The sequence below is a fragment of the Halogranum roseipondis genome, from assembly GCF_059695585.1.
Genome location: NZ_CM185235.1, coordinates 1,895,856 through 1,920,561 on the forward strand (window position 1 = coordinate 1,895,856; position 24,706 = coordinate 1,920,561).

General features: G+C 58.0%; 24 protein-coding genes. 7 read left to right on the forward strand and 17 right to left on the reverse strand.

Annotation, left to right across the window (positions count from 1 at the left end):
• The first annotated feature begins 520 nt into the window (after positions 1-520).
• Positions 521-658: a DUF7503 family protein gene (locus EOHIBHHM_RS09945; RefSeq protein ID WP_497250082.1), complete on the forward strand. Its 138-nt coding sequence runs from the start codon at positions 521-523 to the stop codon at positions 656-658.
• Between the two features lie 11 nt (positions 659-669).
• On the opposite strand, the gene EOHIBHHM_RS09950 is transcribed toward EOHIBHHM_RS09945, so the two are convergent.
• Together EOHIBHHM_RS09950 and EOHIBHHM_RS09955 are read right to left on the reverse strand one after the other, a co-directional pair.
• Entirely contained in the window at positions 670-2,778 is a 2,109-nt protein-coding gene (locus EOHIBHHM_RS09950) for a hypothetical protein (protein WP_497250084.1), read from the reverse strand.
• Positions 2,779-2,825: 47 nt separating this feature from the next.
• Positions 2,826-3,557 (reverse strand): DUF7504 family protein, encoded by a 732-nt coding sequence (locus EOHIBHHM_RS09955; RefSeq protein ID WP_497250086.1) that lies wholly within the window; start codon positions 3,555-3,557, stop codon positions 2,826-2,828.
• A gap of 415 nt (positions 3,558-3,972) precedes the next feature.
• On the opposite strand from EOHIBHHM_RS09955, the gene EOHIBHHM_RS09960 reads away from it, so the two are divergent.
• Entirely contained in the window at positions 3,973-5,433 is a 1,461-nt protein-coding gene (locus tag EOHIBHHM_RS09960; protein WP_497250088.1) for a hypothetical protein, read from the forward strand.
• A gap of 311 nt (positions 5,434-5,744) precedes the next feature.
• On the forward strand, positions 5,745-6,095 hold the full coding sequence (locus tag EOHIBHHM_RS09965; protein ID WP_497250090.1) for a hypothetical protein: 351 nt from the start codon (positions 5,745-5,747) through the stop codon (positions 6,093-6,095).
• Positions 6,096-6,443: 348 nt separating this feature from the next.
• On the opposite strand, the gene EOHIBHHM_RS09970 is transcribed toward EOHIBHHM_RS09965, so the two are convergent.
• Complete coding sequence (locus EOHIBHHM_RS09970) at positions 6,444-7,343, reverse strand: polysaccharide deacetylase family protein (protein WP_497256971.1); 900 nt, start codon at positions 7,341-7,343, stop codon at positions 6,444-6,446.
• Positions 7,344-7,487: 144 nt separating this feature from the next.
• On the opposite strand from EOHIBHHM_RS09970, the gene EOHIBHHM_RS09975 reads away from it, so the two are divergent.
• Positions 7,488-8,486 (forward strand): asparaginase, encoded by a 999-nt coding sequence (locus EOHIBHHM_RS09975; protein WP_497250092.1) that lies wholly within the window; start codon positions 7,488-7,490, stop codon positions 8,484-8,486.
• Between the two features lie 137 nt (positions 8,487-8,623).
• Here the strand turns inward: EOHIBHHM_RS09975 and EOHIBHHM_RS09980 are convergent, their stop codons facing one another.
• Together EOHIBHHM_RS09980 and EOHIBHHM_RS09985 are read right to left on the reverse strand one after the other, a co-directional pair.
• Complete coding sequence (locus EOHIBHHM_RS09980; protein ID WP_497250094.1) at positions 8,624-8,908, reverse strand: PadR family transcriptional regulator; 285 nt, start codon at positions 8,906-8,908, stop codon at positions 8,624-8,626.
• 412 nt (positions 8,909-9,320) lie between these two features.
• Positions 9,321-9,734, reverse strand: coding sequence for a hypothetical protein (locus tag EOHIBHHM_RS09985; RefSeq protein WP_497250096.1), 414 nt, complete (start codon positions 9,732-9,734; stop codon positions 9,321-9,323).
• 532 nt (positions 9,735-10,266) lie between these two features.
• Here EOHIBHHM_RS09985 and EOHIBHHM_RS09990 point away from each other — a divergent pair.
• The gene (locus EOHIBHHM_RS09990) at positions 10,267-11,553 is read left to right on the forward strand and encodes a cytosine deaminase (protein ID WP_497250098.1); all 1,287 of its coding nucleotides are present in this window, start codon (positions 10,267-10,269) and stop codon (positions 11,551-11,553) included.
• Between the two features lie 18 nt (positions 11,554-11,571).
• On the opposite strand, the gene EOHIBHHM_RS09995 is transcribed toward EOHIBHHM_RS09990, so the two are convergent.
• From EOHIBHHM_RS09995 to EOHIBHHM_RS10025, 7 genes are all read right to left on the reverse strand, one after another.
• Entirely contained in the window at positions 11,572-12,510 is a 939-nt protein-coding gene (locus EOHIBHHM_RS09995; protein WP_497250100.1) for a nucleoside hydrolase, read from the reverse strand.
• A 41-nt stretch (positions 12,511-12,551) separates the two neighbouring features.
• On the reverse strand, positions 12,552-14,300 hold the full coding sequence (locus EOHIBHHM_RS10000; RefSeq protein ID WP_497250102.1) for an ABC transporter ATP-binding protein: 1,749 nt from the start codon (positions 14,298-14,300) through the stop codon (positions 12,552-12,554).
• On the reverse strand, positions 14,297-15,076 hold the full coding sequence (locus EOHIBHHM_RS10005; RefSeq protein WP_497250104.1) for an energy-coupling factor transporter transmembrane component T family protein: 780 nt from the start codon (positions 15,074-15,076) through the stop codon (positions 14,297-14,299). Before EOHIBHHM_RS10005 ends, EOHIBHHM_RS10000 begins: the two co-directional genes overlap by 4 nt.
• Before the next feature lie 70 nt (positions 15,077-15,146).
• A complete protein-coding gene (locus EOHIBHHM_RS10010; RefSeq protein ID WP_497250106.1) occupies positions 15,147-15,776 on the reverse strand; it encodes an ECF transporter S component in 630 nt (209 codons plus the stop codon).
• A gap of 335 nt (positions 15,777-16,111) precedes the next feature.
• A complete protein-coding gene (locus EOHIBHHM_RS10015) occupies positions 16,112-16,561 on the reverse strand; it encodes a universal stress protein (protein WP_497250108.1) in 450 nt (149 codons plus the stop codon).
• Positions 16,558-17,505, reverse strand: a complete 948-nt coding sequence (locus EOHIBHHM_RS10020; protein WP_497250110.1) for a nucleoside hydrolase — start codon at positions 17,503-17,505, stop codon at positions 16,558-16,560. The genes EOHIBHHM_RS10015 and EOHIBHHM_RS10020 overlap by 4 nt, the downstream gene beginning before the upstream one ends.
• Positions 17,506-18,333 carry an NAD-dependent epimerase/dehydratase family protein gene (locus EOHIBHHM_RS10025; protein WP_497256973.1) on the reverse strand — a complete coding sequence of 276 codons (828 nt, stop codon included), beginning with the start codon at positions 18,331-18,333 and terminating at the stop codon, positions 17,506-17,508. It lies immediately after the preceding gene.
• 107 nt (positions 18,334-18,440) lie between these two features.
• Between EOHIBHHM_RS10025 and EOHIBHHM_RS10030 the strand changes: the two genes are divergently transcribed.
• On the forward strand, positions 18,441-19,163 hold the full coding sequence (locus EOHIBHHM_RS10030; protein WP_497250112.1) for a metal-dependent hydrolase: 723 nt from the start codon (positions 18,441-18,443) through the stop codon (positions 19,161-19,163).
• Positions 19,164-19,194: 31 nt separating this feature from the next.
• On the opposite strand, the gene EOHIBHHM_RS10035 is transcribed toward EOHIBHHM_RS10030, so the two are convergent.
• From EOHIBHHM_RS10035 to EOHIBHHM_RS10045, 3 genes are all read right to left on the reverse strand, one after another.
• Positions 19,195-20,298, reverse strand: coding sequence for a mandelate racemase/muconate lactonizing enzyme family protein (locus tag EOHIBHHM_RS10035; protein ID WP_497250114.1), 1,104 nt, complete (start codon positions 20,296-20,298; stop codon positions 19,195-19,197).
• Positions 20,299-20,362: 64 nt separating this feature from the next.
• Positions 20,363-21,184, reverse strand: coding sequence for a fumarylacetoacetate hydrolase family protein (locus EOHIBHHM_RS10040; RefSeq protein ID WP_497250116.1), 822 nt, complete (start codon positions 21,182-21,184; stop codon positions 20,363-20,365).
• 6 nt (positions 21,185-21,190) lie between these two features.
• Positions 21,191-21,982 carry an SDR family oxidoreductase gene (locus EOHIBHHM_RS10045; RefSeq protein WP_497250118.1) on the reverse strand — a complete coding sequence of 264 codons (792 nt, stop codon included), beginning with the start codon at positions 21,980-21,982 and terminating at the stop codon, positions 21,191-21,193.
• A gap of 271 nt (positions 21,983-22,253) precedes the next feature.
• Between EOHIBHHM_RS10045 and EOHIBHHM_RS10050 the strand changes: the two genes are divergently transcribed.
• The gene (locus EOHIBHHM_RS10050; RefSeq protein ID WP_497250120.1) at positions 22,254-23,015 is read left to right on the forward strand and encodes an IclR family transcriptional regulator; all 762 of its coding nucleotides are present in this window, start codon (positions 22,254-22,256) and stop codon (positions 23,013-23,015) included.
• Positions 23,016-23,725: 710 nt separating this feature from the next.
• Here the strand turns inward: EOHIBHHM_RS10050 and EOHIBHHM_RS10055 are convergent.
• Both EOHIBHHM_RS10055 and EOHIBHHM_RS10060 read right to left on the reverse strand, forming a co-directional pair.
• Positions 23,726-23,929 (reverse strand): HVO_2922 family protein, encoded by a 204-nt coding sequence (locus EOHIBHHM_RS10055; RefSeq protein WP_497250122.1) that lies wholly within the window; start codon positions 23,927-23,929, stop codon positions 23,726-23,728.
• Positions 23,930-24,010: 81 nt separating this feature from the next.
• Positions 24,011-24,706 (reverse strand): helix-turn-helix domain-containing protein, encoded by a 696-nt coding sequence (locus EOHIBHHM_RS10060; protein ID WP_497250124.1) that lies wholly within the window; start codon positions 24,704-24,706, stop codon positions 24,011-24,013.

Sequence of the window (24,706 nt, forward strand, 5' to 3'; positions counted from 1 at the left end):
TCTCAAGCGTCGTCCCACAGTTTCGACACTCTGAGACGAGGGTCTCACCAGAGCGCCGTTGCTCGTAAATGAGGATCTCGTCGGATGAGAACAGGTATACGACCAACCGAACCAGAATTTCGCGTGCCAACATATGACTAACTTGCTCACCCCGTATTCATAATAATTTTTTATGAGAGTGTGACGTGTCCCACAACTATCCGGAATATCAGAACGTTCACTTTGAGAAATACGATAGCCACATATTCTGTTAGATATTCTACTATACTTCACTCACTCTGCTGGGCTCGCTCTTGAAGGGGTGGCTGCACACACATGGCAACCAGGCAGCAACTTTCGCAGGGACGACCGTCACCAAAGACAACAGCTATTTGAAGTGTTAACCCAATATTTCTAGAGCTGCCCCCGGTTGGTCTCTCTATGCACCAATTTCTTATTTTCTGACCTACAATATTTATATATTTTATATCATATTTTATTAAATATATTAAATATGTGCCGCGCTGCAGGTGATAGTGTGATGTCCGAAGCAAACGACATGAAAGCGTATCTGTCCCAGCATCCGAAGATGATCGGGGCATTGTTCACACTTATCCTCCTCATTTCTCAGGCAGGAACAGCACTTGCAGGGCATGCCTCAGCACTAAATGGCCCCTGAACGTCGTAGAGTTACAATTCGATTTCATTAGCCCATCGTAGCTCTTCTTGATATAATACTGCACAGTCTTCCATTGAGAAGAATTGTTGCACCTTGTCTTTAGAGAGTGTAAACTCCTCTAGAGGACCGAAGCAGAGGTAATATCGATCATTACCTGGAATATGTGGTAGAAGACATGTTCCTGGTCGATTTCCAGTGCTGGGGTGTGTCTCCATGGTGACAGAATATTCTCCCTCTGTCCCCTCGTAAGGCTGTAGCTCAACAATACTTGGAACGCCACTATCTGCTTGGGAAACTGCTAGTCGTCCATCACCGATAACTGAGTATCGAAGTCCCTGCTCGCTTTGCCCTCGCGCAATGTCTAACGCGGAGTAGACGGTGAAACCAGCATTAAGCAGTCGCGCAAACGTAACTCCGAGTTCTGTAGCTCCGTTATTGCCGACTGCAGTTGACGTCACAACTCCTGCGATACTGCCCCGTTCGATGAGCGCATGTCCCTGTTCTCGTGACGCACACGCATTGAGGAAGAATGCATCGACACCAACGGTTTCGAGATCGTGTACGTCAAGTATCCCATCGATACATTCCATCCCATCACGTCGGATGTGACCGATGTAATGGAGAAAGTCCAAGTCAGCTTCCAATGCGGTTGCTAATTCGTCAGTGGTCGGATGATCGAAGATGGTAACTTCGAACGGAGAATCACCGCGATAGGCGTCGTCTACTAACTCTTTTTCACGACGCATTTCGGTGTCATTGAGGACAACGGCGATCTCGAGATTTCCCTCTGTCTGAGCTCGAGTAAGGCGATTTTGATGTGCAATTGGGACCGTCCAGTTCCACTCTGGCGGTGCAGTCTTTCGTGGACCAATCCATACCTGTGTGAGTGCGTCAGTGGATGCTATTGATTGCGGAGGGACTGCTGAATCGACGACCCAACTATCGTCGCCGCGGGTGGTTGATGCGGCCCCTCGAAGGAAAGATTGGATGTCGGCTTCGGCTTTGGTGTGCTGATCAACTGGCTCGTGAGTTCTCTCATCATTCCCTGGAGTGGACATCAGTGCCAATGTGTCAGCAAGGAAGGGAAGCATCCGTGTATTTTGAGCATCCTCAGTTACCACTGCAGACAATTCCCACGTTGGAACAACCTCTGAGAGGATATCCCACGGGATATTGAGATATGACCCAATTTGCTCAGCAAGTGGTTGGTTGTAGAGGGTAGAGAAATCGACATCAATCTGCTCAAGAATCGTCTCTCGCTCCTGCAACTGGACGTTGTAGATTCCATCACACCGTGTACAACAATCCAATGTAAAAACGTGTCTCAGAACACGATTTACCGCCGACTGTAGATCCGGTGCCGCCAACGAATGTCGGACGCCAGCAGTTGTGCGCAACTCAGCTGATTTTGACGTCGGCTTGACCTGAGCCCCAAAGTAGTACGCAAGCGGTGCAACAGTGAATACCGACTCCCAAGTTGGGGGAACGTGGATCGAGACTCCTGTCTGAGGCTGTTCTAATCCCGCGGGTGTAACCACTGAATCCCTCTCCTCCGAGATTTCGAGTAGCGGTGGATGTCCACGTAGTGTTGGATATGATCGCTCGCACGACGTCGTTTTGAGCGCACTTCCAAAGTAGGAGAGTGCTTCCATCACCGACGTTGGATCGGCTGGTGTCTCAATTGTGCCCGCTGGTTGTTCATGGAATGAACGTGCACCAATGAAGATTGTCTGAGTATGCTTACAACTTACCTCGGTGTAGGCACTGTTCGTAATTGTGAGTGGCCCTCGAAGACGAAGATAGAGCTTGATCGGTGTAGCCAACTCAAGGGTGTACCACTCGTCGCTCTCGAGGGTTGCTGATGAGAGATGTTGGACCTCGTCGACGACCGTGCCAGTACTATCTCGGACATAGACCGTGGTAAGATCTGGCAACACCAACTCCGAAGTACGAATCCGTGCAGCCGTATCGAGTGGCGCGATAAACTCGTCAGTCGCCGCTGGCCGAGGTACGACCGACTTTGGTGTCTCGAAGTAGTACTCCTGTCGGTCAATCGGGTCAAATACCCGAATTCCATCGACACCGTCATCCCGTTGTTCTATTCTCGGCTCAATTGGCATTCATCTACACCGACCAAACGTTTCGTAGCAGTTCGTACCGTCGCTAATCAATCTGTCTGAAGAGGGACCCGCGTCTGGATATTGTGTTCGGGAAGTTCCCACGTTTGGACATATGAGCCATCAGATTGTTGCTCGACCGTCATGATAATCTCGAAGTGCTGCTCGAGCGTTTCGATGACCGAATGCGAGCGGGGGTACGAGAGAAAGAATTGCCCCATCCCATCGTACGTCCGGATGGCGGCAGTGAGTTCCGCAACAAACGAATCGACTGTCTCAGTCCCGAACATACCTAGCAACGGCTCTAACCCATCCAGCGAGACACGCAACTGTGCTGGATCGAATCCACCCGTGGAAGCAGCGTGGTGCGAGTCGATCTCTTCGAAGAGTGCGTGTGTAAAGACATCAAGGTCTGCTTCTCGCTCCGAGTTGAGCTGTGGTCCCGAGAGGCCACTCCTTGAGGACTGTGGTGCTGCCGTTCCACCACGAGCGGTCGTCGAATACGTAATCACACTCGTGTGGTCGTGTCGATCGACCGCAGAGAGCTCCGAGGGGAACCGTTGTTCGATGGTGTCCTGGTTTAGATTCGTAACTGCGAGGACTCGATAGCGACTCTCCTCAACTGCTCCGAAATGGGTGCGACTCAGTTGATATGCAATCGTCTGTGGAAAGGTTCCGACGACGAGGGTGTTGTTCCCCGTCGCTTTGTACTGCTTGAGTGCATCAGCGAACGTAATGTCGCTTGATGTGTCCACCGCTCCCCCACGAAGTATCGTCGTCATGGTTTGAGTTCATTTGACACCAATATAATATTTTACATCGTCTGTTAAGTGACCATCAGATTGGTGGCGTGTACTGCAGAGTCAAGACAGAACTCACTATGTTTCTACAAGGAGAGAACCTCGCCGTTTATGGCGTTGACGAGACGCGAGGCGTCTCGTTCTGGGAACGAGAGTGAATCCGATACTTCCTACGCACGCTCTTGTGTAGCACATTGTTGATAGAGAGCCGTCTTGTGATTCTGTAGTGCAGTCGATGAAACGAGAACCGGGTCGTTGGGAGATCAACCGGTCAATCTCTGTTTCGGCTCAACTGGAGAGAACGGTATCAGCCGGTAGTAATCACGGGTTACTCGGTAAGTGTATCTTCTAAGACATTCATAACAAAGTGTAAGTCAGGCTATTGATACAGTGCGCCATGGTAGAAAATAACGAATGCAGAGACAAGATTAATCGAAGAGGGTATCTCAAAGGACTCGCAGCAGCCGGGATGGGTGCCGGCGTTCTGTCGAGCACTGCTGACCGCGCAACTGCGGACTCACATGACGGCATGCACGTGGACGGGGACGATTTGTACCTCGTCTTCGGTGCAGAGACGTCGGAAGCCGATCTCGACTCGTGGGTTGACACGCACATCTATGATATCAAGGCGAACTCACAGCAATCGTCGACGGAAGTAATCCAGTTTCAGGACATCACCCAGCTGAATGTCACACAGCAGGATGTTGCCGTTTCGATTTCCATTGATGGTGGTGAAGCGGAGGCAATCCAGCGCACCTACCAAAACAATGAGAACACGCAAGCCGGAAGCGCGCAGTCGATAAACACAGCACAGCAACAAGAAAAGCGGACATTCACCGATGTCGGTAACGCATACGTTGTCTTCGTTGGAGAGACCGGCTGCCGAGAATTCTCTGGCTGGGTCGTCAGTGACAGTACGTATGAGAGTGACCAGTCTGCTGAGGCAACGGTCGATCAAGTCCAAGAGGTTGAACAGGCAAACGTCAATACCCAAAGTGCCGCTGTCGCTGTCTCGGTTGGTGACAGCTGTTCGCAAGCGTATCAACGAAGCTACCAGGAGAACAACAACTCCCAGACGGCTGCGGCGCTCGCAGCCAACGTTGGTAAGGGATCCTCGCAGGATGCCGACTCGTCGGTTGGCCAGTCCCAAACGGTCGATCAACTCAACGTTAGTGAGCAGGGTGTCGCAATCGCCATTGCCGTTGGCGAGGGAAGCGTCGCGACAGCCCGACAGATTACCTGCCAGTTCAACGTGAACAAGCAACTCGCCGATGCCACGGCGATCAACTTCGATCCGAAATCACTCACGGAAGTGACTGCGCATGCGAAGATGGAGGGTGACTTCTCGGCGAAGGACATGTCCCATTCACGGGAGGGAGCGGAGCAGTCCAACATCCAGGCTGCGGCGGCCGATATCGAGCAGTTCCAAGCGGTTCGGCAACTGAACGCCAATGCGCAGAATATCGCCGCTGCCGTCGCCGTTGATGACAGTACAGCGACAGCGACCCAGGCCAGCTACCAGGGGAACTTCAATGCGCAGATTGCCGAAGCAACGGCGCTAAACGTCGATACTGGGCAGTCGAAGGCGTCGAAGGTAGTGACTGGCTGGGACGTCAACGGTGACGACTCTTGGGCGGTTGCATACGATAACGGTAGCAACCAGACTACCCAGCAGGTGGCTGCGGCTGACATTACGCAAACGCAGTTTGTTGAGCAGCTGAATGTCTCTGAGCAATTCACTGCGATCGCTGTCGCGAGAAATGATGGCAGTGCAACGGCAGAACAGGTCAACTACCAGGTGAACCAAAACGTGCAGCAAGCCCAAGCAACCGTAGAGAACCCGAAAAACGAGTGTTGAAACAGTTTGATTAGTCACATCCCCTTGTGAATCACCTCGGGGTCAAGCCCTGAGACACTCGCCTTACTCATCTGTAGATATTCGTTCGAAAGTCTATAAAATTCGGGTAAAGCTAGACTTATAGAAAATCTAATAAGTATTGGTGTATCGGAGAATATATAATTAGTTGCGCTATATAAGTCATATATTCGTTTTCAGAAGCCCCATAAAATTCTAACAACTCAGTATGTATAGAAGAACAATAAGAGGTGTTCATGTAGCAACCCAGTGTCATGTGTTCGTGTGAGCAACGTGCTCACAGAGAACAAAACATGAAGCGCACTACACAGCTACTGTTTGTCGTCGCTGCAGTTGGCAGTCTCCTCATCATGGGTGCTGGCTCTGTGGCTGCTCAGCCGGACAGCTCAACGACCGTCGACCAGAATAGTTCAGCAACTGTCGAACAAGGCCAATCTGTTGGACAGAGCAATGCCAACGGACCATCCGGTGCTGTGGCCGTTACGTTCGATAGTGACGAGGGTACTTCCATGGCCAGCCAATCGAACTGGCAGTCGAATTCTAATTCGCAGACCGGTATCGCCGTTTCTGGGAATTACGCTGAGCTAACGGAGCTCGCTGATGAGGGCGAAGACGAAGACGAAGACGAAGACACTGATGCGTAGATGACGCTCTAGCACCAGATCGTGTTCGTTGATTGACCACCTTCCGCGCCTCAAGTCGCGGGAATCCCATCATGGGATTTCAAGCCGAACGTCTGCTCAGTCCTACGGTTTCAAGACGGATACGTTCCAAGCATCTTTTGCGTGGTAGCATCAGCTTGGCTGTCTTGTGGGACGGTCAAACACCCCGTCCTCAGCTGAGCCATCGCCACTCGTGTGTTCGCTTGAGTAGACTGTTGACAGAGCAGGCGCTTTTCGAGGTGTTGGGATGAATATGGCAGCTCATGCAACATTCACTCGCCCGGCCATATGCTGTCGTGCGGTCGGGTGAGTGATGACGTGCACTTGGTACTACACGTAGTCTCCTTCTGATTCGTACACTGATGGGTCGTCTTTGAACCGGTGGGCGATCTCTTCTAGGGTTTTGAACTCGGCGTTCTCGTGACCTTTGACGTACTGGATGAACTCCTCGAGGTGAGAGATCATGTGTGGGAGTCCATGGAGATCTGGGTGGATCGTGAACGTGTAGACGCCAGCGCCGCGGCGGTTATACAGGAAGTCAAACTGACGCTTGTAATACTGCTCGTACATCATTGCGGGGTCCTTGTATCCAGCGTGGTACAACGGCTGTTTGATGAACAGCATCGGAGGGATGTCGTCGCGATACCAGCTGATCGGAATTTCGACGATATCGGTTTCGTCGCCGTACTCGTAGGGTTCCATCCAGGTCTCGGCGTCCTGTTCGTACTCGATTTTCTTCCAAGAGTCCCCCTTTCGCATCCATGTCGGCTCGAATTCGGTCTCCATGAGACTGCTGTCGTAGAGGAACCCGTGTTTCTCGACGAGATCAGGTGTATTCTCGCTGAACTCCCACCAACTGGCACGATGGCCGACTGGTTTCTCTCCCGTTACATCTTCGATGAGGTCGATCGAGGCTTCAATGATCTCGTCTTCTTGCTCACGAGCCAGGTCGGTCGGATTTTCGTGCGAGTATCCGTGCACACCGATTTCGTGACCTCCAGCAGCGACTGCATCTACTTCGTCGCGGAACGTCTCGATTGTATGTCCAGGGATAAACCACGACGTGTCGATTTCTTGGTCCTCGAACAATTGTACTAATCGAGGGATGCCTTCTTTCCCAGCAGAGAGTCCACGTGAGAGGTCTGCGGGTGAGTCGGCCCCGCCATACGACCCAAGCCATCCAGCGACGCAGTCCGCGTCGACACCGATTGCCACATCAATTTTACTCATAAGATGCACGTGGTTCTTCACCCGACAGAATCATAACGATAGTTGAGCCAGAAATCCTTGCTCGTACTGGCAGCTGTCGGTGATTCGGTTCCTGTCGCTGCCGTCTCCCACAGACTATTGTCAGTGTGATGCGACCATTGAACGATGCGACCCAGTATCTCAATTTTGGGGACTGGTGGAACGATTGCGAGTACCCAAACCGCGAGTGGAGCAGCACCGAGTAAACGAAGCGAGGAACTCGTGGCTGCAATCCCGCAGCTGGAGGAGTATGCGGATTTGACGGTCCGCGAGGTTCTGCAGCGACCAAGCTTCACGATGGATCTCGAAGCAGTTGAGGACCTCCGAGAGGCAATTCAGCAGGAGATCGAAAACGGGGCGGATGGAGTTATTGTGACGCACGGGACTGATACGATGGAAGAGTCTGCATATCTACTCGATTTGACGCTCGAGAGTGACGTGCCGGTGGTTTTCACTGGTGCACAGCGATCGGCCGACGAACTGAGCGCCGACGGACCGTCGAATCTCGTGACGGCAGTACGAGTGCTTACTGACGAACGACTTCTCGCGACGGGGGGCGTGTACATCGCTTTCGACGAGGAGCTTCACGCGGCCCGTGACGTCACAAAGCGACACACTCACGCCCTCGATACGTTCGCTTCGCCCGATAAGGGTCCAATTGCAGTCCTCACTCGTGAGGCGATTCGGCTATATCGAGCACCGGGAAGCTATTCAGATTCGCTCGAGGACGTCGACGCGGCTGCGACCGTTCGGACAGTCACATCCGGCCTTGGTGTCGGCAGTGCACAACTTGAGGAGGCAATCGCAGCAGACGTCGATGGGATCGTACTCGAGGGAACGGGATTAGGGAATGCGACCACGTCGCTTGGGAATGCCGTCGAGCAGTCGATTGATGCGGGGATTCCAGTCGTTGTTACGTCTCGCTGTTATGCCGGGTCGACAGCACCAGTGTACGGAACTGCTGGCGGTGGACAGACGCTCGCTTCGCACGGCGCCCACCACGGTGACGACCTCCCGACGCACAAAGCACGGCTGAAACTACAGCTAGTGCTTGCGCAGACTGACAGCTCAACAGCGCTTGATCGGTATTTCGACGCCTCGACGTACGATTCACGGCAATCGTGACGGAGCCCCATTATCTTCCCAGTAATACTGGCTGGTGAGTTCATCGCGTTCAGTATCTCATTCGGAGAGTTCACCGCGACTCAGTTTTTCATCCCCTCGGAGACAAGTACGGTCCCTATTATCAGTCACCTACGAGTTCAATTGTGGGTTGCTGACTGATACTGCTGTTCCCACTCCTCGCGAGCGGTGAGCTCACGGTGTCCCCGTTTCGTAATGTGGTAGCCGTTTGTCCGCTTGTCTTTCTCCGTTTTGTCGACGAGGCCCTTATTGACGAGGGTGTCGAGGTTCGGATACAATCGTCCGTGGTGAACCTCTTTCTCGTAGTACTGTTCGAGTTCTTCTTTGATCGCGAGGCCATGTGGATTCTCGAAGCCAGCGACAACGTACAGGAGGTCGCGCTGGAAGCCAGTCAAATCATGCATGCGTGGATGAGGATACACTCTCGATTATTACATATACCAGGTATCGTTGCACTCAGTTGTTGATACTTGAATGCGTTTAGTGAGTTCATATGGGCGCTATTATGCAGTTTCCCCCACGACCAGTATTGATTGTCAGACATCATTTCATGACATATTGAATTATTCTATATCTGTCTCATCACACTCGTTTCGACAGATCTGGGTTCTCGAACAGCGAAGTTATTGAACTCTCACAGACAGCTCTGCCCACAAGGCATATATCGAACCCACAGTTGAACGCTAGTGACAGCGGTCACGGAACAACTCGACCCGTTCCCGGTCTCAGGCATACCACCGCTGTCCCCGCTTGCGTCAGGCCGCCACCTGACGCAGTTCTTAGAAGCTTATTCCACCGACTGGAGAGAAGAGAGGGCTACAGGAACAGCGAAAGCAGAAGCATACTGCCAACGAATCCGACAGCGAGATACACCAGCCAGTTCGTGGTCGATCCTGTCTGTGTCGCGAGTTCCGTTCCCAAGGACGTGCAGAGCAACGGGAGCGGGATCGTCGTCGAAGACACGTCGAGCGCATGAACGTCGTCGATAGTGAACCCCTGTCGGTTCAGGACTCTGTAGAACTGGTTTTTTGGGGCGACGACTTTCGTCACTTCTCCGGTCTCGAGCCGTACTGCCAACTCGACGAGTTGTGTAGCAGCGTCTGTCTCGTCGGATGGTCGGTTTCTGAAATTCAGCAACTCCCCACGCGCCGCACCCGATTCGTCGATCTTGGAGGCGACGACCAGGTCGTCGACGAGATCGTCGACGCTGGCAGATCGATGCTTGGCCATTCACTTACCGTCATAGGGACACCGATAAATGTTTTCTGGATAGTAAAAAAGAAATTTATTCCCATACTATTGCGTAGTAAGTACAATATTAGGACGAGATCGTCTATCCAAAATTGAAAACAATGTATTATCGGCTCTAAAGAAGATATTTTGATGTAGTAGATCAAATTCGTCAAATAGTATATAAAAACACCGTAGAAGTGATAATGTAGTAAATATTGCAAGATAGTTGTAAACTCGTACGTACATCGATCTCTACAGAGAGTAAAGATTCTCCTACTTTACAGGCATATTCGAGTAGAGTTGACTTTTCTAGTCGTGTGCTCGGCGAATACTATTGTGCAAAAACCACAACACAAGATGTGAAAAGGCTGCTCGGCCCAGCTTCCTGATCCGATCGAGGAGTGACGTCGTCGCGACGGTACCATTGTCGGCGGGTCGCCCGTCTCCTCTCGTAGGCGACGACTCGACGCCGCCGAACAGTCAAAATCTTGGCAATAGTGATTTACAACCGTTGGAAGAAAGGACGTCCATGTCACAGTATCTCGTGCGTGATGCGACGCTACTCGATGGGTCGGCGGCGGACGTCGTCATTACCGATGGAACGATAGAGCGCGTAACGGACCCGAAGACCGCCGATACGTCGACGTTCGATCCGGCGGACCAGTTCGATGCGAGCGGCCGGTTGGTGACGCCGACGCTCACCGAGCCACATATCCATCTCGATGCGACTCTCACCGCGGGAGAGCCGACCTGGAACCAGTCGGGGACGCTGGCGGAGGGGATCGATATCTGGGCAGCCCGCAAGGAGTCACTCACGACAGACGACGTCAAGCGACGTGCACGACAGACGATCGAGTGGCTCGTCAGCCACGGCGTCACGCGCGTGCGGACACACGTCGACACGACAGAGCGGACACTGACCGGCGTCGAGGCGCTCGTGGAGCTCCGAGCGGAGCTCTCCGACCTCGTCGACCTCCAGGTCGTGGCCTTCCCGCAGGACGGTATCCTGACCGAAGACGCTCACGAAGAGCTCCTCGTCGACGCGATCGAGATGGGTGTCGACGTCGTCGGCGGCATTCCGCACAACGAGCACACACGAGAGGACGGCGTCAAAGACGTCCAGATCGCGGTCGATCTGGCAGAGAGACACGGACTGCCGCTCGACCTCCACATCGACGAGACCGACGACCCCCAGTCGCGGTTCACCGAGGTACTGGCCAGCGAGGCGCTCAAGCGGGGTATCGGGGCGAAGACCACGGCGAGTCACACGACTGCGATGCACTCGTACTCGAACGCCTACGCGAACAAACTCGTCTCACTGCTCGCGGAGAGCGGCGTCAGTGTGGTGACGAACCCTCCAGACAACGCCGTTCTCCAGGGCCGATACGACGACTACCCGCGGCGACGCGGCCACACTCGCATCGACCAACTCCGCGAGAGCGGCGTCACAGTCGGCATCGGGCACGACTCGGTGATGGATCCCTGGTATCACTACGGCGTCGGCGACCCCCTCGACGCGGCGTTCGTATTGCTTCACTACGCGCACATGAACGGCCGGAGCGACGTCGACGCGCTCTGGGAGATGCTGACGGGGGCGAACGCCGCCATCGTCGGCGAGGAAGAGTACGGACTCGAACCGGGGTGTGAGGGGTCGCTCGTCGTCTTCGACGCAGCGGATCCGTTCGACGCGCTCCGTCGCCGTGCGCCTCGCGTGCGTGTCGTCCGTCGTGGCGTCGAAGTTGCGCGGACGACGCCCGCGGAGACGACGGTCAGCCGCGGTGGAGAAGAGCGGACCGTGACCTACACTCGAGAGTAGCCGTCCGAACGCCTCCTCTCACTCACCGAACGTTCGGAGCGCATCGAGCACCGTCGTCTGATACGCGTCGCCGTCGACTCCAAGCGCCACCTCACAGTTCGGTGACTGCTCGTAGACGCCGTGTTCGTCGTAGATCGTCGCACCGTTCGACGGCCCGCCGGTCGTGTCGATCTCCACGTACGCCTCCTCGAACTCGAGGGCGTCGTTGACGATGTCGGCAAGCACTACTGCGTCGCTCGCCAGCCCGCCGTCGTGTCCGAACTTCGATCGGACCTCTTCGATGCTGAACTCTAAGATGGCGGCCATCGTCGGCAGCGGGTCTTCCTCTTCGGCTAGCGCTCGGATGTCCTCCGTGTCGACGTAGACGTGTTCCGTCACGTCGAGGCCGACGACTTTCGGGTGGGCGTCTTGGACGACGCGAGCGGCGGCGGCGGCGTCGACGTAGAAGTTGAACGACGCCTGCGGCGTCACGTTACCAGTGGTCTTCAGCGCGCCGCCCATCTGGTAGATGTCGCCGACGCGCTCGGGGAGACTCGGGTCCTGTGCGAGGGCTAACGCGAGGTTGGTCTGCGGCCCGAGCGCCGCGATCGTCAACTCGTCGCCGTGTTCGTCCGCCTGTTCGAGGATGAACTCGACTGCGTGTGTGTCGATCGGTTCCGTCGTGGGGTCCGAGAGATCTTCTCGAACCACCTCGGGGAGTCCGTCCGGGCCGTGGACGTGTTCGGCCGTCACGAGTTCGTCAGCGAGCGGTCGGTCCGCTCCGGCGGCGACGGGAACGTCGGTTCTGTCGACGAGTTCCAACAGGGAGAGTGCGTTCTGTGTCGCGTTCTCCACCGTGGTGTTCCCCGCGACGGTCGTGATGCCGACGACGTCGACGTCGTCTGCGGCGAGAGCGATGAACAGTGCGATCGCGTCGTCGTTACCTGGGTCGATATCGAGCAGTAGTTTCGTATTCATGAGTTGTGTGGTGTGTAATTCGGGTACGATGCGGAGGGCAGTTACACGGACGTGTCGTCGATTCGGCTGCTGATCGTCTCGAACAACTCGTCGACCGAGAGGAGTGGTCCAAGACCGAGTTCGAGACCGATTCGCGTTATCGTCGGCGGGTGGACGTTCGAGCGAGCGAGCGTCTCGTCGTCGCCCAGCACGTCGCGGGTGTCGCCGTCTGCGATCACTTGTCCCTGTGCGAGGAGGATCGTGCGGTCGGCGTGTTCGCGCACGAAGTCCATGTCGTGGGTGATGACGACGACGAGCTTTCCGTCGTCGACGAGTCGTTCGACCGCCGTCCCGAGCTGCTCGTAGCCGGGGACGTCCTGTCCGCTCGTCGGTTCGTCGAGGACGACGACCGAGGTGTCCATCGCGACGACCGACGCCACGGCGACTCGCTTTCGCCACGGTTGGCCGAAGTCGTAGGGGTTCTGCTCTCGCCGCTCCTCCAGATCGAGCAGCGACAGCGCTCTATCGGTCGTCTCGTCGATCTCGTCGTCGTCGAAGTCGAGGTTCCGCGGTCCGTACTCGATTTCACCTTCGACGGTGCTGTGGAACAGTTGGTCGTCCGGGTTCTGGAAGCTCAGACCGACGTGACGGGCCAACTCGGCGGTCGTGTGCTCGGTCGTGTTCATCCCGCAGACGGACACCGACCCGTCCGTCGGATCGAGAAGCCCGTTGAGATGCTTCACGAGCGTCGACTTCCCGGCACCGTTCTGGCCGATGAGACAGATACATCCCTCCTCGAGCGAGAACGAGACGCCTCGCAACGCCTCGACACCGCTCGGATAGCGATGATGGAGGTCGTCGAGGACGACTGTCGGGTCGGCCGCCCCGTTAGACAGGGTGTTGTCGGCACTGTCCACAGTCGGGGCCCGCGTCGTCGCGTCCGCAGCGGACGGTCGGTCGACGACGTGACGGAGTTCCGCGAGACACTCCGCCTCCGTCACCGGGAGCGGTTCGTCTCGAGAGACGAGCCCCTCGTCGCGAAGTCGGTGACCGACGGTAACCGGGTCGGGGACCGAGACCGGCAGTCCCTCTTCGGCGGCTCGGACGAGCACCTCGTCCGGCGGACCGTCGAACGCGATGCGGCCGTCGTCCATCACGACGAGTCGATCGAGGTGAGGGACGAGCCGTTCCATCTCTTGGCTGACCATCACGACGGTGTACCCCTCGTCGTTCATCCTGCCGACGACCTCGAACACCTCTTCGGTCCCCTCGGGGTCGAGCTGTGCCGTCGGCTGCTGAAGCACCATCACGTCGGGCTGCATCGCGATCACGGAGGCGATGGCGACGCGCTGGCACTGTCCGCCGGACAGCTGCATCGGGTTGCGCTCGGCCAATTCCTCGACGCCGATCGCGGCGAGGCTCTCTCGCGCTCGACTACGCATCTCGTCGCGAGTGAGCCCGTGTGTCTCCAGCCCGAACGCAACCTCCTCGAGCACCGTCGACGTCGCTCCCGTGAGCTGGTCGTACGGGTTCTCGAAGACGTAGCCGATCTTCTGAGCGAGCTCACCGACGGACGACTCGTCGGTCGAGATCCCCTCCACCGAGACCGTCCCCGAGCGCTCCCCGTGGTAGAAGTGGGGGATCTGTCCGGAGATGAGCCGACAGAGCGTCGCCTTCCCCGCTTCGCTCTGCCCAGTGACACCGACGAACTGTCCCGACTCGATGTCGATGTCGACGTCTTTCACGGCGTACTCGTCGTCCGGTTGCGTCCCGTACTGGAACGTGACGTCGTTCAGTTCGATCAGACTCATACGAGCACCCTCCAGACGACTGCGCCGAGCACGGCGACGCCGCCGAGATAGCGAAGCACGCGCTCGCCCGTCGGATCGGGAACGTCGTAGAGATACGTCCGCGGGCCGGTCGCCTGAAACCCACGGGCGTTGAGTGCCAGCGCTCGCGTGTTCGCCACAATGAGCGTACTGATCAGCAGCGGTGCCAGCAACGCGACGATCGAGGTGATCCGCGTCCGTACGTCCGCCTCGGTGTCGAGGCCGCGTGCCTGCTGTGCGTCCGAGATGGACGCCGCCCGGTCGCGAATCTCGGGGATGATCTGCAGTGATGCGATGAAGACGTACGCGAGTTTGCTCGGGACGCCCTTGTCCATGAGTGCGATTCGCATCCGCTGTGGCTGCGCAGTCGTGGCGAACAGGAGGAACGCCACGATGAGGACGCTGATGCGGAGGAAGATGAGTCGCGCCTGTGCGAACCCTGATTCCCACACCGTCACCGACCAGAAGGTGACGAGTGGGGTTCCGTCCGTCGGTGTGAGGAGAATCCCCTGGATGAGCAGGAGGAAGAACGCGAAGGGGACGGCGACGGCCGCGTACAGTTTCAACACGAGTCCGTGAACTCGTGCGACGAATACGAACGCCAGCAAGACGAGCAGCAACGTCAACGGAACGTAGTAACTCTCGACGATGAAGACGACCAGCGAGAGACAGGTCGCGAGGACGATCTCCGTTACTGGGTTCATGCGATGGAGGATGCTCTCCCCGGGCTGGTAAATCGAGGTGTCGGATTCAGACATTGTTTGATCTGTTATGTAGGGGTAGTCGACGAGAGCCGATACTGCCTCTCTGTGCTCTTACTTGCCACAACTACGAGTATATATCTTGCCCCTGGGGTGGGAGGTATCGGGTCGGCACCGACTTGCCGATGAAGTACGCGACGAACGCCGACCCACCTTTGTCGACGAATTCGACGCCGAGCTGGGCAGTGGCCGCGCTCTCGACGAGACTGCGGCCCGTCGCGACGAGCGTAGCGGTGACCAGGCTGGTCCCCGAACTCGTGACGCCACCGAACACGAGGACGACGATGGGCGTCGCGATGAGCGTCGCGACCACCGTGAGCACGAGGGCTGGAACGATCGTCTTCTTCACACTGTCGAACCACCCGCGCCGAGCGAGGAACCCAGTTACGAGCCCGATCGCGACGGGGACGGGGAGGAACGCCAGTTGCACTGGGTTACCGAGCATTGCCTGCACGATGTTCGCGAGCCCGCCAGTGAGCGCGGCAGCCCACGGCCCCGCCAAGATGCCGATCAGCATCGTTCCGATGTTGTCGAGGAACAACGGTAGCTTCAGCGTACTCGCGATGAAGCCACCGATCGCGTTGATACCGATCCCTAACGGAATGAGGACCCACGTCGTCGTCGAGAAGTCCTCGCCGATGTTCTCTCGTAGTCGTTCGATACGGCCGCCACTGGTCGCAGATTCTGTGCTTGACATTGTATGACAGCCTACTGTGGCCACTACCTCATATTAAATCTTTGGTGAATCCCCCCAAGCTAGCCGAGAAATTATCTGTCTGCTGTTCCTCTTTTCCTCCCGAACTGAGATCACGGACTCGCACCCCGTATCACTAGATCCGTCTGTCGAGACTTCGACGAAGGTTAGTCCGTATCGGGTTGGCATCCACCTACGACTGAAGTCGTGGGATTCCTCTCGTGGGTGTTTCAATCGTCTGAGTCCCCGAGAGCGACATTCCCGCTCGCTGCGGTACTCTAGTTTGTGTATTCTTCGTTGGCTGTTGTCTCCATCGCGATGGAGGGCGGGTTCTTTTCTCAGGCGCTTCGCACAGTCACGAACCCGTCGAAGTTCAGGATCACCGACTGCGCAGTGTCGCCGAACAGCGCCTTGCCCGCCGGCGACCGACTGCGGTTGGTGACGAAGACGTGGTCACAACCGTGGTTCTCTGCCACCTCGATAATCATGCCTGAGGGACGCATGCTCTCGACCGGTTCCCCGATTCCGAGATACTCGACTCCGAGCGGTTCGAGAACCTGAGTTCCGAGGTGGTTGGCGAAACGACGGCAGGTGTCCGTCCCGTCGTTACCGGTGTCTTCGAACCCTTCCCAGCGACGCATCGCCTCGAGCGACGTGTGTTCGTCACCCTCTATGGCGAGCGCGAGAACGACGACTTCGACGCCGGCCGCTGCGGCGATTTCGCCCGCTTCTTCGAGCAGTTGCACATCCGCCTCGGTCGGCGCGACGACGGCGAGTATGCGGTTCATGGTTCTCCGGGCAGCAACCTCTCCAGGTTGGAGAGGATCAGTTCACGGCAGCGCTCGACGTCCACGTCGAGTGCGACGGTGCAGTTCGGTGGCTGCTCGTAGACGCCGTGTTCGTCGTAGATCGTCGCACCGTTCGACGGGCCGCCGGTCGTGTCGATCTCCACGTACGCCTCCCCGTAGGTGATCGGATCGCCGAGGATGCCGGCCAAGACGACGGCGTCGCTCGTGATGGAGCCACCTTCGGCGACGGTCCCGTCGGGACCCTGTGCCTTGTACTCGAGGATGTCCGCGACGACGTCGCCGTACGCTCCGTGGCCGCGGAAACGCTCCTGTGCCGCCGGCGGGAGATACGCTGGTTCGGTCACGTCGAGGCCGACGACTGTCGGCCACCCGTCTTGGACGACGCGGGCGGCGGCAGCGGCGTCGACGTAGAAGTTGAACGATGCTTGGGGTGTGACGTTACCGGTGGTCTTCAGCGCGCCGCCCATCTGATAGATCCCGCCGATCCGGTCGGGGAGGGTGGGGTCCTGTGCGAGCGCTAACGCGAGGTTGGTCTGTGGTCCCACGGCCGCGATCGTCAGTTCGTCGCCGTGTTCGTCCGCCTGTTCGAGGATGAACTCGACTGCGTGTTGCTCGACGGGCTCGTTCGACGGATCCGGGAGCGCCTCGCGGACGGTGTCGGGGACGCCGCCGGGACCGTGGACGTACTCGGCCATGACGAGTTCGTCGGCGAACGGTCGGCCCGCCCCGCGTGCGACTGGCACGTCAGTCCGGTCGACGAACTCCAAAAGCGCCAGCGCGTTTCGGGTCGTGTTCTCGACGGTCGTGTTCCCCATTACCGTCGTGAGCCCAACGACGTCGACGTCCTCGTTCCCGAGCGCCATCAGGATGGCGAGTGCGTCGTCGATACCGGGGTCGACGTCGAGGAGAAGTTTCTCCGACATTTATCTCCCCTCCGGTGGCGCGTCCCACTCCTCGCCGTTGTCCTGTGGGTCGTAACCGAGTACCTCCCGGGCGTGCTCGATGTCGAACCACCGACGGTCGTTGTCGCTGACGCCGTAGAACACGTCGAACTCGACGTCGTCGTCCTGCAGACAGCAGTCGACCTGGTGGGCGAGATCGCGACGGGACTGCCACATCCCCTTCATCCGCGCGACCTTCTCCTCGTACTCGGGGCTACCACGCTCCCACTTCCCTTGGTCGACGCCGTGTTCGGCGTCGCCGTAGGGGTGGTCGTACTCTTCGTGCCGAACTGAACAGATCCGCAGCGCGTAGAACTGTTCGGTCGATTGGTCGTTCTCGACGTAGTACCGGCCGAGGTCCTCGTCGAACGATTTCGAGGAACCGTAGTACGAGTCGGGACGCCGAGGCGAGTTCTCGTCGACCGTCAGATCGAAGTCGCGTTCGTAGAGTTCGGGGGCGAACTCGACTTCGTACATCCCGACGACGTGGTTGGTGGAGCCGAACACGAACTTCGGAACGCCGGCGTCCTTCGCCGCTTCGAGCGTGTTGTACATCCCGACGATGTTGTTCTCGAGAATCTGCTCCCAACTCCCGTCGGTCTCCGGATACCCCGCCAAGTGGATGACTGCGTCTTGGTCGTCGAACGCCGGGCGCATCTCCTCGTAGTCGGAAACGTCGGCGACGAACGTCTCGTACTCCTCTCGATCCGACCGATTGAGGTACGTGAAGTTGTACTCGTCGCGGTCGGCGAGGTGGTCGATGATCGCCGTCCCGACCCGGCCGAACGCACCCGTCAATAGGACGTTCATGGTCATAGGTGTACGAGACCGATTGTCGTCCCTCCACAAAAGTGTTCAGGTCAGATTCACACCACCTCGCCGGAACAGTCTTGTAATCGGCCACGAGAACACCGCTCATGCCATCGTCGGTACCGACCATCACGTACTACGGACTGTCGTCGTTCGACCTGACGGTCGACGACACTCGATTTCTCGTCGACCCGTGGGTCGTCGAACCCGACTGGGTCGATCTGGAACCTTCCGACTTCGAGGACGTGGACGCTCTCTTCGTCACCCACGGCGCGTACGACCATCTCGGCGATACGATTCCGATCGCAGAGGCGTCCGGTGCGACGGTGTACACCGAACCGGCCGTCGCCGACTACCTCGCGAGCGAAGGGATCCCGGAGGCGCAACTCGACCGCGTCATCTGGGGGAACGCGTTCGAGACGAACGGGGTCGGAGTGAGGGTCCTCGAGACGCGTCACCTCTCGTACTTCGACGCTGGAGACCAACGGCTCTCGGGGATCCCGCTCGGCTTTCAGTTCGACTGTTCGGACGCGAGCCTCTACTACGTCGGGGACACGTCGCTCTTCAGCGACCTCAAACTGTTCGCAGAGCTAAACGAGCCGGACGTCGTGCTCTTACCCGTCGGGAGCGCACCGGGCGACCGGGCACCGCTGCCGCCACGCGACGCCGCCGTCGCAGCGGGCTGGTTCGACGAGAGTACCGTGGTGCCCGTTCACTACGTCCCCGGGAGCGACGAGGTCGAGGAGTTCCGGACGGAGGTAGCCGCCCACTCGGACGAAGCCGCGCCGACAATCACCGAACTGGCCGTCGGCGACCGATTGGAGTTCTGAAACAAGACGCCTTTTCGGCTCGTTTCGACCCTTAGATGCGGAACTCTTCGAGAGCGTCCCGTTCGAGTTCGACGCCGTGTCCCGGACGCTGGGGGAGTTCGATCATTCCGTCTTTCGCTTCGACGGGGTACGTCAGTACGTCGTCGAACGCCTTCACGTCCGAGTCGCGGTAGAAGTACTCGATCCAGAGTCCGTTCTCGATCGCCGCGAGGAGTTGGATGTGCAAGTCCCAGTTGTAGTGGGGGGCGACCGGGATGTCGTGGCACGCTGCCATGTGGGCGACGCGCATCCACTCGGTGACGCCACCGACGACCGTCACGTCGGGTTGGATGACCTCGACCGCGTCTTCACGGAGGAGGTCGGCGAAGCCGTAGCGGTTGAACTCCAGTTCGCCGCCCGCCACGGCGTAGTCGAGCGACTCGTTGACCTCGCGGTACAGATCGAGGCTGTCGGGCATGACCGGTTCCTCGATGAAGTAGGGGTCGTACTCCGCGAACCTCCGGCAGGCACGGACGGCCTCCTGTTTGTTCTTCCACTTCCCGTTGGCGTCCATCAGGAGCGTCCGCTCCGGACCGATCGCCTCACGCGCCACGCGAACACGTTCGACCTCCTCTTCGAGCGACTTCCGCCCGACTTTCATCTTCACGACGTCGTGGCCTCGTTCGACGTAGGTCTCCATCTCCTCACGGAGTCCTTCGAGACCCTTCCCTTCACGGTAGTAGCCACCGCTCGCGTAGGCCGGCACCTCGTCGGCGTGCCCACCGAGAAGCTTGTACAGCGGCATCCCCGCCGCCTTCGCCTTGATGTCCCAGAGCGCGATGTCGATACACGAGATGGCTCGTACCATCACACCTTTGCGGCCGATCTGGACCGTCCCGTCGAACATCTCGCGCCAGAGGCGCGACGTGTCTCGTGGGTCCTCGCCTTCGACCATCGGTGCGAGAACGCTCTCGACGGCCTGTGCGACGACGTCGGCACCGCCGTACCCGAGCGTGTATCCGACGCCCTCGGTACCGTCCTCGGTCCGGACGTAGACGATAGCGTGGTCGCGTTCCTCGACGACGCGGGTCGCGAAGGCGACGGGTTCTTTCAGCGGAATCGATACAGCAAAGCTCTCTACTTCTGCAATCTTCATGGTGTATGTCAGTGTGTCTCAATTGGTGGTTATATTTCTTCCGGCGAGTCGAGAGCGAACGAGATCATCTCACGACGTTCGCTGTCGCTGTGCCGACGCGGTCTACCTCTGCTCTGACGCTGTCGCCCGGAACGATATGTTTCGCACCGGGCGTTCCCGTCGAGATGACGTCGCCCGGTTCGAGCGTCATGACCTCCGAGTGGAACGACACGAGCTCCCGGGGCGGCGTCATCATGTTCCGTATTCGGTTCTCCGCGGCCACCTCGTCGTTGACGACGGTGCGGACCGAGAGGTCGTCCAGGGCACCGACCTCGTCGGTGGTGATCAGTTCCGAACCGAACACGAGAAACGAGTCGAAGCTCTTCGACCGGGTCAGAAACCGAGGGTTCCGCTCGAGGATGTCCTCGGCCGTCATATCGATCACCGGGACGTACCCCGCAACGACGTCGTCGACGTCGGCCTCGGCGACGTCCGAACAGGTTCGACCGATGACGACGGCGAGTTCTGCCTCTGCGGTCACCCGGTCGCTGATCTCCCGTGACGGGAGCCGGATCGGACCACCGGGACCTGTCACGGCAGTCGCGGGTTTCATGAAACTCGCGGGCTCCGTCGGGCTGTCCTCGTTCAGATCCGACGCGTGGTCGGCGTAGTTGAGTCCGATCCCCCAGAGCTTCCCCGGTCGCTCGAGCGGTGCACCGAATGCGAGATGTGCCGCGGAGACGGGACTGCTCGGGGCGTGATCCGGCGTCGGGAGTTCACCCGCTGCGGCTAGTGGAAGTGCGTCCTGAACCGTCGTGAGCGACGGGTCGACAGACGACAGTGGGACGAACCCGTCCTCGTCGCCGATCATCGGCCGACCGTCGATCGTTCGTGCTAATCGTGTCATGTTCTCTCAGAGGTTCGACGCTCCTTGTCCACCGTCGACGGGGATCGCGACACCGTTGAGGAAACTCGAGTGCTCCGACGAGAGGTAGGCGACGACGTCGCCGAGTTCTGTCGGGTCTCCGATGCGCCCGAGTGGGTTGATCTCGCCTTTGGTCTCGAGTCCCGCCTCGTAGCTCTCGTACTCACCGCGGTCGACGGCCGCCTGGATGAGTTCCTGTTGGCGGGCCGTCTCGTGGGGGGCCGGAAGAACCGCGTTCGCCCGCACCTCCGGCGCGAGCTCCTTCGACAGCGTCTTCTCGAGTCCGATGACGCTCATTCGAACTGAGTTCGAGAGCACGAGCGACGGGATCGCCTCTTTCACGCTTCGAGAGGTGATGGTGACGATGGTGCCGCCGTCGCCTTCGCGGAGGTAGGGTGCCGACTCGCGGACGAGACGAACGACGCTCATCACGAGCAGGTCGAACGCCTGGTACCAGTCGTCGTCGTCAGTCTCCAAGAACGAACCGCTCGGCGGTCCGCCGGCGTTCGTCACGAGGTGGTCGATACCACCGAACTCGTCGACCGTTCGGTTGACGAGTCGCGTGATGTCTTCGGCCTCCGTCAGGTCGCCCTGGACGGGGAGTACGTCGCCCTCGGCGACTGCTCGTATCTCTTCGGTCGCCTCGTCGAGTCGTCCCTCGTCGCGGCCGTTGATGACGACGTTGGCACCCTCGCTCGCGAGAACCTTGGCCGACGCCTTACCGAGTCCGCTACTCGATGCGGCGACAATAGCCGTGTTTCCGTCGATCTCGTAATCCATAGTGGACACCAAGATGTCTACTGTACCCCTTGTAAAGTCTTTCGCCGATCTGGGAAGTCGAGATGGGCGTTTAGAGTTACAAAACCAGATCTCACAGAGACGGATGTCGTTAGTTCGAACTGACGGTTTATTTCCCCTCTTGAAACTCGACTGTATCCAGAGAGGCAGAATTAGATGGGCTGTCGCGGCGGAACAGCTTATTGGGACGCGCCACCGAATCTGTTTAGAGGAGCCAAACAAGCTTTTTGTGGCTGGATGTTCACGCAGGGGTATGGGACGAGCGAAGAACCCGGTGAAGGCGGTCAAAACGACGTCGAGTATCGTCGAGAAGTTAGCAGAGTTGGACGAGGCAGGAGTGACGGAGCTCTCGAACCACCTCGAGATCACGAAAGGGACGATCCACAACCACCTCACGACGCTCGAGGAGACAGGATTCGTCGTCAAAGAGGACGGCAAGTTCCGGCTCGGTCTTCGGCTCTTCGAACTCGGTGAACAGACGAAGAGTCGATACGAAATCTACGACGTCGCAGTGCCGGAAGTCGACAAACTCGCCGAAGAGACGGGCGAACTGGGGAACGTCCTCGTCGAAGAACACGGGAGAGGGTTCTACCTCTACCGGAAAGAGGGCGAGAACGCGCTCTCTCTCGACACGGGCATCGGTTCACGGGTGTACCTCCATCAGACGGGATTAGGGAAAGCAATCCTCGCACATCTCCCGGAAGAACGGGTCCACGAGATCGTCGACGAACACGGGTTGGCGCCCAGTACCGACCAGACGCTGAGTACGCGGGAGGCACTCCTCGAGAACCTGGCAGAGATCCGTGAGCGCGGGTACGCCCTCGACATGGAAGAGCGAGCAGAGGGGATTCGCTGCGTCTCGGCACCCGTCATCACGAACGACGACGTCGTCCGCGGCGCTGTCAGCGTCGCCGGTCCCGTGAGTAGAATGCGAGGGGAGTATCTCGAATCGACCGTTCCCGACCTCGTCATGCGAGCGGCCAACGTCGTCAGCATCAACCTCTCGTATCGGTGAGCGCCGTTTCGGATCGCTAAACACATCTCGATCGGACGTTCGTCGACAAGTGCCAGCACGATGTTACTGGCATAGTGTTGTAATGACGATTCGTCACCCACCGTCTCGTGGACGCTATCCGCGTGCTCGTCAGAGAGTGTCGAGTGCGTCGGACGCGCCGTCCCTTTCAGCGTCGGACATCCGAGTTTATAATTAACCTGATATATATTTTATTTCGATATATCGAAGACATACGTGAGTTCGATATCCAGAGACATCGCGACTATGTGATCTGAGAGAGTATCTCCGAGACGTACGTATATATTGATATATCCATGGTTTTCCTACGAAATTTCTAGTAGTAGTGGGTAGAAAGTCGATTGTGGGGCGTTATTTCGGTGGAGTGAGAGAAACTGCAGCCTTACTCTGTGGCTCAGTCCACAGAATCGAGAGAGGCGATCAACGTCTTCAAAACGTATCGGTACCGTCTTCGATCGGGACGATTACCTCGAATGACCGAGAGACCGAACCTGTTCACTTTTTTCTATATCGTCGCCCGATCTAAACCTCAAGTAACTGATGGTTAATCGATAGTGAAAATAATATTAGTACTCTCTGCATCCGAGGAGCGTCGTACTTGGTCCGACGAAGAGATAGCCGATCTCGAAGAAGAGTGACGGAGTGCGACGCTAGCGGCGATGGGGACGCCCTACAGGCAGGAAGCGGGTCTCTCAGTCGTCCGTCTCGCGGTTGTCGACTCGCACGACCTCCGCGTCCGGCGCGTTCGCTTTCACGCTCTCGAGCCCCTGTTCACATTTCTGTCGACTCGCGTACCCCTCGCCGCTGTCGGCGATGATGTTGCCGTTGGCGTGGACGAGTCGCCACCGCCACAGCTCTTCGCGATCTTGATAGATCTCGAACGTCGCACGTGACATACTCGAGCGTTCGCTTCGGCGGACCAAAGTCTCTGTCGTCGACTACATCCGGCGACGTGACGGACGCCAGCGACCTGTAGGTCACTGCTCTTGCACGGCCAGATTGATGTACGGCAACATGAACTCGACGAGCTTTCGCTCCACCTTCCGGAGGTGGTTCGAGGCGGTCGTCTTCGTGATGTCCATCTCGGCTGCGACCTCCTCGAGCGTCACCTGTCGGGGGATCTCGAAGTAGCCCTTCTCGACCGCCGTGTTCAGGAACTCCCGCTGCCGTGGTGGGATCGAAGCCAGTAACTCCTGCCACTCGGAACGACTCGGCATGATCTCGCGTCGGAAGTCCTGCGTGATGCGCTCGACCGTCACGTCGCCGAACGCCGAGAGCAACTCGATGGCCTCCGACAGTTCCTCCCGGTCGTTCAACAGCAGGTCGAAACACTCACAGCCGTCGACCAACTGCGTCGGGCCGAGCGGCAGAAACCCCTCGTACATCAGCGACTGTAACGGCGTCACCTCGGTTAGCCGCCCGCGGAGCAGCATCGTCGTGGCACACCGCCCCTCGCTGGTCTCGTACTGTTCGACGACGTCGATCGTCTCGACGGTGTCGTGTGCGTCGATGACCTCCCGGACGGCGTCGCAGTCTTCGGACTCGATCGCCAGCATCCCCACGTAACGGTTGTTGCGGAACGTCGACGCGACGAACTCACCGAAGACGTCGTAGTGGGCGAGCTCCGCCGTCCAGTCGCCGTCGTACTGGACACACACCTTCGCCGTGAGCAT

Coding starts and splice junctions, on each gene's coding strand:
- EOHIBHHM_RS09955 (WP_497250086.1), bottom strand. CDS start 3,557: ATGACGACGATACTTCGTGGGGGAGCGGTGGACACATCAAGCGACATT.
- EOHIBHHM_RS09995 (WP_497250100.1), bottom strand. CDS start 12,510: ATGAATACGAAACTACTGCTCGATATCGACCCAGGTAACGACGACGCG.
- EOHIBHHM_RS09965 (WP_497250090.1), top strand. CDS start 5,745: ATGAAGCGCACTACACAGCTACTGTTTGTCGTCGCTGCAGTTGGCAGT.
- EOHIBHHM_RS10015 (WP_497250108.1), bottom strand. CDS start 16,561: ATGAACCGCATACTCGCCGTCGTCGCGCCGACCGAGGCGGATGTGCAA.
- EOHIBHHM_RS09985 (WP_497250096.1), bottom strand. CDS start 9,734: ATGGCCAAGCATCGATCTGCCAGCGTCGACGATCTCGTCGACGACCTG.
- EOHIBHHM_RS10050 (WP_497250120.1), top strand. CDS start 22,254: ATGGGACGAGCGAAGAACCCGGTGAAGGCGGTCAAAACGACGTCGAGT.
- EOHIBHHM_RS09950 (WP_497250084.1), bottom strand. CDS start 2,778: ATGCCAATTGAGCCGAGAATAGAACAACGGGATGACGGTGTCGATGGA.
- EOHIBHHM_RS10005 (WP_497250104.1), bottom strand. CDS start 15,076: ATGTCTGAATCCGACACCTCGATTTACCAGCCCGGGGAGAGCATCCTC.
- EOHIBHHM_RS10025 (WP_497256973.1), bottom strand. CDS start 18,333: ATGAACGTCCTATTGACGGGTGCGTTCGGCCGGGTCGGGACGGCGATC.
- EOHIBHHM_RS10020 (WP_497250110.1), bottom strand. CDS start 17,505: ATGTCGGAGAAACTTCTCCTCGACGTCGACCCCGGTATCGACGACGCA.
- EOHIBHHM_RS09990 (WP_497250098.1), top strand. CDS start 10,267: ATGTCACAGTATCTCGTGCGTGATGCGACGCTACTCGATGGGTCGGCG.
- EOHIBHHM_RS10035 (WP_497250114.1), bottom strand. CDS start 20,298: ATGAAGATTGCAGAAGTAGAGAGCTTTGCTGTATCGATTCCGCTGAAA.
- EOHIBHHM_RS10060 (WP_497250124.1), bottom strand. CDS start 24,706: ATGCTCACGGCGAAGGTGTGTGTCCAGTACGACGGCGACTGGACGGCG.
- EOHIBHHM_RS10055 (WP_497250122.1), bottom strand. CDS start 23,929: ATGTCACGTGCGACGTTCGAGATCTATCAAGATCGCGAAGAGCTGTGG.
- EOHIBHHM_RS10045 (WP_497250118.1), bottom strand. CDS start 21,982: ATGGATTACGAGATCGACGGAAACACGGCTATTGTCGCCGCATCGAGT.
- EOHIBHHM_RS10040 (WP_497250116.1), bottom strand. CDS start 21,184: ATGACACGATTAGCACGAACGATCGACGGTCGGCCGATGATCGGCGAC.
- EOHIBHHM_RS09980 (WP_497250094.1), bottom strand. CDS start 8,908: ATGCATGATTTGACTGGCTTCCAGCGCGACCTCCTGTACGTTGTCGCT.
- EOHIBHHM_RS09970 (WP_497256971.1), bottom strand. CDS start 7,343: ATGAGTAAAATTGATGTGGCAATCGGTGTCGACGCGGACTGCGTCGCT.
- EOHIBHHM_RS09975 (WP_497250092.1), top strand. CDS start 7,488: ATGCGACCCAGTATCTCAATTTTGGGGACTGGTGGAACGATTGCGAGT.
- EOHIBHHM_RS10000 (WP_497250102.1), bottom strand. CDS start 14,300: ATGAGTCTGATCGAACTGAACGACGTCACGTTCCAGTACGGGACGCAA.
- EOHIBHHM_RS10010 (WP_497250106.1), bottom strand. CDS start 15,776: ATGTCAAGCACAGAATCTGCGACCAGTGGCGGCCGTATCGAACGACTA.
- EOHIBHHM_RS09945 (WP_497250082.1), top strand. CDS start 521: ATGTCCGAAGCAAACGACATGAAAGCGTATCTGTCCCAGCATCCGAAG.
- EOHIBHHM_RS10030 (WP_497250112.1), top strand. CDS start 18,441: ATGCCATCGTCGGTACCGACCATCACGTACTACGGACTGTCGTCGTTC.
- EOHIBHHM_RS09960 (WP_497250088.1), top strand. CDS start 3,973: ATGGTAGAAAATAACGAATGCAGAGACAAGATTAATCGAAGAGGGTAT.